This window comes from Pseudomonas sp. NPDC087346 (genome assembly GCF_044744235.1).
GTDB lineage: Bacteria > Pseudomonadota > Gammaproteobacteria > Pseudomonadales > Pseudomonadaceae > Aquipseudomonas.
This window is the reverse complement of sequence record NZ_JBIUXX010000005.1, coordinates 139,594-146,055: the sequence shown is the minus strand read 5'-3', so window position 1 is coordinate 146,055 and position 6,462 is coordinate 139,594. Positions and strand designations below refer to the sequence as shown.

The following is a 6,462-nucleotide window of genomic DNA, read 5'->3' as shown; positions in this document are numbered from 1 at the left end:
CCCGACCGCCGCGCCCCGCCCCCCCCCCCGCGCGCCCCCTCCCCCGCCCCCCCCCCCCCCCCAAAAAAAAAAAAAAAAAACCACCCCCCCCCCCCCCCCCCCCCCCCGCAGCTCCTACAGGGTATGTGTCAGGTCAGGGAGTTTTTCAGGTGAGCCATGCTGGCGCTGATGGCTTGTTCGATATCCGGCAGACCGTGGACGCTGTCGGCGAACGGTTCGAATGACAGATAGCCGCTGTAACCCGTGCTCAGCAGCGTGTCGATCTGCGCCGCGTTACCGAGAATGTCGCCCTCGCCCACCAACACCCGATGGCCGTCACGAATGCTCGCCAGTGGCGCCTCCGCATCCTCGACGCCGGAGATGTGCACCAACCCGGTCAGTTCAGGGAAAAACTCATGCTCACTGGCGAGGTGATGGTGAAAGGTGTCATGCACCAGTCGGAACACATCCAGCCCGCCAATCGCCTGGATCGCATCCACTGCCGTACGCTTGCGCCGTAGCGAGCATTCTTCAAAACCCAGCGGCTCGATGAAGCCGAGAATGCCGTACTCGCGAAGGATCGGCGCCAACCCGGTCAACGCCGTGCGCAGGCCAACGGCGCGTTGCGCTTGAGTACGCACATCACCAATGTCGTTCAGCGGACACATGACCAAACCCTGCGCCCCACAATCCCGGGCATACGCGGCGAGTTTGGTGGCTTGGGCACGACGCTCGTCATTCCACACATCGAACGGGTACAGCGCGTTGATCGACAACACACTGATGCCTTTCGCCGCACACAATTCACGAACGGTTTGCGGGGCAGTGCCGTCCTCGATTTCAACGCCTTTGAGGTCGTTGCGAATCTCGATGGCATCGGCCTTGAGGCTTACCGCCAGATCAATGAACGCGGGCAGGGAAAGTCGTGGCGCGACCATCCGGTTAAGAGCAAAACGCAGGGGCTGAGTCATTCTTGTTGTTCTCCGCACAGACGAATTATTTGGCAGTCGGCATGCTGAATTCAGGGCCTTTGGCGATGCTGTCGGGCCAGCGTTGCATCACGCTTTTATAGCGACTGTAGAAACGCACGCCTTCTTCACCGTAGGCGTGGTGATCGCCGAACAACGAGCGCTTCCAGCCACCAAAGGAGTGCCAGGCCATCGGCACCGGAATCGGCACGTTGATGCCGACCATGCCGACCTTGATAGTGCGAGCAAACGCCCGGGCAATGCCGCCGTCGCTGGTGAAACACGACACGCCGTTGCCGAACTCATGGGCGTTGATCAACGCCACGGCACTGGCGAAGTCCGGTACGCGGACGATGCCCAGCACCGGGCCGAAAATCTCTTGCTGATAGATGCTCATTTCAGTGCTGACCTGGTCGAACAGCGTCGCACCGACGAAGAAACCACCCTCGGCACCCGGCACCTTGAAACCCCGGCCATCAACCAGCAGTTGCGCGCCCTGGGCCACACCTTCGCTGATAAAACCTTCAACTTTGGCTTTGTGTTCAGCGGTCACCAACGGACCCATTTCACTGTCGCCCTGCAGACCGTTGCCGACCTTGAGCTGATCGATGCGCGGCAGCAGTTTGGCGATCAAACGGTCACCGACATCGCCCACCGCGACAGCAATCGAAATCGCCATGCAACGCTCACCGGCCGAGCCGTAAGCCGCGCCGATCAAGGCATCGGCGGCCTGATCGAGATCGGCATCAGGCATGACGATCATGTGATTCTTCGCCCCGCCCAGCGCCTGTACACGCTTGCCGCGTGAAGTGGCTTGCTGGTGGATGTACTCGGCAATCGGCGTCGAACCGACAAAGGAAATCGCCTCGACCTCCGGGTGCTGCAACAGCGCATCCACCGCAGTCTTGTCGCCCTGCACCACGTTGAACACGCCGTCCGGCAGCCCGGCCTCGGTCAGCAGACGCGCCATCAGCAAACTCGCCGACGGATCACGCTCCGAAGGTTTGAGGATGAAACAGTTACCGGTAACCAGCGCCAGCGGAATCATCCACAGCGGCACCATCACCGGGAAGTTGAACGGCGTAACGCCTGCGCATACGCCCAACGGCTGGCGCAGGTTCCAGTTGTCGATGCCACCGCCGATGTTATCGCTGAATTCGGTCTTGAGCAGGTTTGGCGCACCACAGGCATACTCGACGATTTCGATGCCGCGCGTGACCTCACCCTTGGCGTCGGACAGCACTTTGCCGTGCTCGCGGGTGATTATTTCCGCCAGTTCGTTGTGATGGCGGTCGAGCAATTCCTTGAACTTGAACATCACCCGCGAACGGCGCAGCGACGATTGCTCCGACCACGCCGGGAAGGCTTTCAGCGCGGACGCGACAGCCTCTTCCACGGTCCTGACGCTGGCCAGCGCCACTTGCGCCTGCACCACACCCGTCGCCGGGTTGAACACATTGCTGAACCGCTCGCCGCTGTCCTGCACCTGACCATCGATGTAGTGGCCGATTACCGGGGCATTGCTCATTGTTGTCGCGCTCCGTTCAAAACGTGGGAAGTCAGAGATCCAGCAGCCAGCTGTGCTGCGGGTCGTTATGGAACTGCCAGACACGTTTCGGCCCGGCCATGACATTCAGGTAATAAGATTCGTAGCCGTACGGCACGCTGACCGGGTGATACCCCTTGGGCACCACCACCAGATCGCTGTTTTCCACGGCCATGGCCTGATCGATACTGCGGTCGTCGGTGTACACACGCTGGAAGACAAAACCCTGCGGCGGGTTGATCTGGTGGTAATAGGTTTCTTCGAGAAAGCTCTGATGCGGTAAGTCATCGGTGTCGTGCTTGTGCGGCGGGTAGCTCGACGAATGCCCGGACGGCGTACGCACTTCCACGACGAGCAACGAATGCGCCGGCTCGCTGTCCGGCAAGATGTCGCAGACGTAACGAGTGTTGGCGCCCTTGCCACGCACGCTGCGCTTCATCGACTCCGGACGAATCAGCCGTGGCCCGAGATTGGCGCTGGCCGAACCGGGTGCGGCGCAGACAGCGATTTGTGTGTCACTCAACGCGATCACTTGCGCCTGACTGCCGGGCGGCAGATAGGCGGCGAAGGGTGATTTGTCCTCGAACACCGACTGCCGATCACCGAGGTTGTCCCACTCGAATCCGCCCTGCCCCGGCGCCTCGCCACTGATACTGACGCGACCGCTGAGCAGCACCAGGCACAACTCCTGATCGCCCGCCGTCACCGGCAGGGTTTCGCCGAGCCTCAGTCGGTAGGCGGCGAAACCGACGTACTCAAGACGCCCCTTTTCCAGCTCGACCATGGTGCGGCCACGGGCCTGACTCTTGACCAGAAGGCTCATCACAACCCCCTTTCGTTGAGCAGTGCGCGCAGGGTGTCGTAGCCCTTTTTCGCGTAGATGTAACTTGGCGCTACCGCCGGGTCCTGCTCGGCCTCGACCACCAGCCATCCGTGATAATCGGCGGCCACCAGCACATCCAGCAACGCGGCGAAATCGATGTCGCCATCGCCGGGCACGGTGAACGTGCCGTTGATGATGCAATCCGGGAAGCTCCACAGATTGTTGCGCGCCAGTTGCACCACCGGTTTGCGCACGTCCTTGAAATGCACGTGGCAGATGCGTTCGATATGTTTTTTCAGGACTTGCAGTGGCTCGCCACCGCCCATATAGCAGTGGCCGGAATCGAACAGCAAACCGACTTCGCTACCGGTCAGGGCCATGAGTTTGTCGATGTCTGACGGCGATTCGACGTAGGCGCCCATGTGATGGTGATACGCCAGACGCACGCCCCGGGACAGGGTGAAACGCGCCAGTTCAGTAAGCTTTTCGGCGTATGTCTGCCACGCCTGTTCGCTGTGAAAGCGTGGCCGTTCGACCAATGGAATGCGCTGACCCTGGATCGAATCGGCAACCTCGCCGTACACCAGAACATTCGCACCGTTCTGCGCCAGCAACTCGACATGGCTGGCGATGGCGTCTATTTCCTCGGCCACCGAACGTGTCGCCAGTCGGCTGGAATACCAGCCCGAAACCAACGCCAGATCGTAAGGCCGCAGCACGTCACCGACGCCTTTGGCATCCTTGGGAAATTTACCGTTGAGCTCAAAACCTGCGTAACCGATTTCCTTGCCCTCACTCAGGGCCGTGCTCAACGGCGTCTCGCCACCTAGGGACGGGAGATCGTCGTTGCTCCAGGAAATCGGGTTGATGCCAATTCGGATTGCGGGCATGGCTGCACCTTTTATTGTTTTCCATCAATCATTGAGGCGGTCACTGAACCCTGTGGGAGCTGGCTTGCCAGCGATGGCGGTTTGTCAGTCGTCATCGATGCCGAATGTGCCGCCGTCATCGCTGGCAAGCCAGCTCCCACAGGTTCGGTGTAAATGCTTAGCTTCGGGCCTTGCGCCAGGCGTCGATCAGTTCGACAAACGTGCCCTGCACCTGGCGGATCAGCGTTTCGTCGTCGATCTCGCCGGCCATCCACGCCCGGCTCGGCTCTTGAAAAATCGTCCGTCCCACCGCAAACCCTCGGCAAGTGCGGCTCGCGCTGGCCTGCTGAAAACCTTCGGCCAACGCCGCTGCCGGTGCATTCAGGCCTAACAGCACCACGCCACGGCAATACGGATCGCGTTCTTCAATCAGCGCATCCAGTTGCTGCCATTCTTCGGCACTCTGCGCTTCGATCTTCCACCACGCCGGGTAGATGCCAAGGTTGTACAGGCGTTTCAAGGCGCGATAGAGCACGTCCGGGTGAGCCGACGGATGATCCTTCGGCGGCACGACTTCCAGCAGCAACTCATGCCCACTGACCTGCGACGCCTGATACAAACCCTTGAGCTGCGCCTCCTGCTCCAGCCGCAACATTGGCTCGTCGTCAGGATGGAACTGCACCAGACACTTGATGATTTGCTCCTGCGGCCAGGCAATCAGATTGCTGCCAATCGAGCGCCCATGTTCGAAAGCCAGTGGCCGCGAGTTCTGCACCTCGACCGGCCGCGCCACCCACCAGCCGCGACCGGTCGCGGCATTGAGGGAGTCCTGACCGAAACGCTGATCCGCCAGCAGCCCGACATCGGCCTCAACACCCTGCTCACGCAGATCGGCTTCAACCCGTTCCACCGCTTTTATAAACAGTTGCTTCAAAGCGCAGATGCTCGCGAGATCGCGTCCACTCTTCTGCGCCAGTTCCACCAACTGCCAGCGATGATCAAAGGCGAAAATGAACAGCGGTTTCCACTGTTTGCGTGGCACGCTGACCTGATGCAGACGCTGCAATGTCACGTCCTGATCCGGTCGGGTAATCGGCACCGGGCTGTTGAACAGATAGTCGAGTTCGGCACGGGTCGGCATCGCCGGGGCGCAAGCGTGGCGTGACACCACCAGCCCGCCGCAGGCATTGGCCAACTGGCAGCAACGCTCGTCCGTGGCATCCTCGATCCAGCCACTGAGGAACCCCGACATAAAGGCATCGCCGGCGCCCAGCACATTCAGCACCTCGACGCGCACGCCGGGATAGATCGCGCCATCCTCAAGCCGCACCGGAATCACCCCGTGAATCACCGTGCAACCCTGCGGCCCGAGCTTCACCACCAGAGTCGCGTTGCTCAAGCGCCGCACATTGCGCAGCGCGGTGAGCAGATCTTCAGCGCCACCGGCAATCAGAAACTCTTCTTCAGTGCCGACGATCAGATCGAAGCGCGGCAGGATCGACTGCACGTGCTGGCTGACATTGCGATCAGCGACAAACCGCGTCTCGCCATCCGCCTTGCCGGCCAAGCCCCACAGCACCGGGCGGTAGTCGATATCGAGCACACGTTTGACGTTATGTTTTTCGGCGTAATCCAGCGCCTGAATGCTCGCCTTGTAGACGGACTCAGTGGAGAAATGCGTGCCGGTGATCAGCAGCGCCTTGCTGGAGGCAATGAACGCCTCGTTGATGTCCTCGGCGCGCAACGCCATGTCGGCGCAATTCTCGCGGTAGAACACCAGGGGAAAGGTTTCGCGGTCCTTGAGACCGAGCAGGACCATCGCGGTCAGGCGTTCGGGATCAACCTTGATCTCGCTGACGTCACAACCTTCACGGGCCAGTGATTCGACCAGAAAACGTCCCATGTGATCGTCTCCGACCCGGCTCAACATCGCCGATTTCAGGCCCAATCGCGCCGTACCGAACGCGATGTTGGCCGACGAACCACCGAGGTATTTGGCGAAGCTGGAAACGTCCTCAAGCCGCGCACCGACCTGCTGCGCATAGAGGTCGACGCCAAGGCGCCCGAGGCAAATCAGATCCAATTGACGCCCACTGGCAAAACGAGTCTGGCCCATGCTGGCTCCTGTTATTTTTATCAGCCGTGGTTTTCCCCGATACGTCGAAGAAAACACATTGAGTGGACGCAGACTAAAACGCTCTGGCAGCAATAATCAATATTTATTCCAAATATTTTTTACGTGGAATATTTTTTCCAATACACTTTTGTACGAGCGTT

5 protein-coding genes are annotated in these 6,462 nt (G+C 60.3%); all 5 read right to left on the bottom strand.

Going from position 1 to position 6,462, the window contains the following annotated elements; translation table 11 throughout:
• Positions 1-128: 128 nt before the first annotated feature.
• Entirely contained in the window at positions 129-950 is an 822-nt protein-coding gene (locus ACIOZM_RS05260; protein WP_401210292.1) for a TIM barrel protein, read from the bottom strand.
• 25 nt (positions 951-975) lie between these two features.
• Entirely contained in the window at positions 976-2,475 is a 1,500-nt protein-coding gene (locus tag ACIOZM_RS05255) for a CoA-acylating methylmalonate-semialdehyde dehydrogenase (RefSeq protein ID WP_401210290.1), read from the bottom strand.
• Positions 2,476-2,506: 31 nt separating this feature from the next.
• Entirely contained in the window at positions 2,507-3,316 is an 810-nt protein-coding gene (gene iolB, locus ACIOZM_RS05250) for a 5-deoxy-glucuronate isomerase (RefSeq protein ID WP_401210287.1), read from the bottom strand.
• Positions 3,316-4,206, bottom strand: coding sequence for a myo-inosose-2 dehydratase (iolE, locus tag ACIOZM_RS05245; RefSeq protein ID WP_401210284.1), 891 nt, complete (start codon positions 4,204-4,206; stop codon positions 3,316-3,318). The genes iolB and iolE overlap by 1 nt, the downstream gene beginning before the upstream one ends.
• Before the next feature lie 157 nt (positions 4,207-4,363).
• Positions 4,364-6,301 (bottom strand): 5-dehydro-2-deoxygluconokinase, encoded by a 1,938-nt coding sequence (gene iolC / locus ACIOZM_RS05240; protein WP_401210282.1) that lies wholly within the window; start codon positions 6,299-6,301, stop codon positions 4,364-4,366.
• Positions 6,302-6,462: the final 161 nt, after the last annotated feature.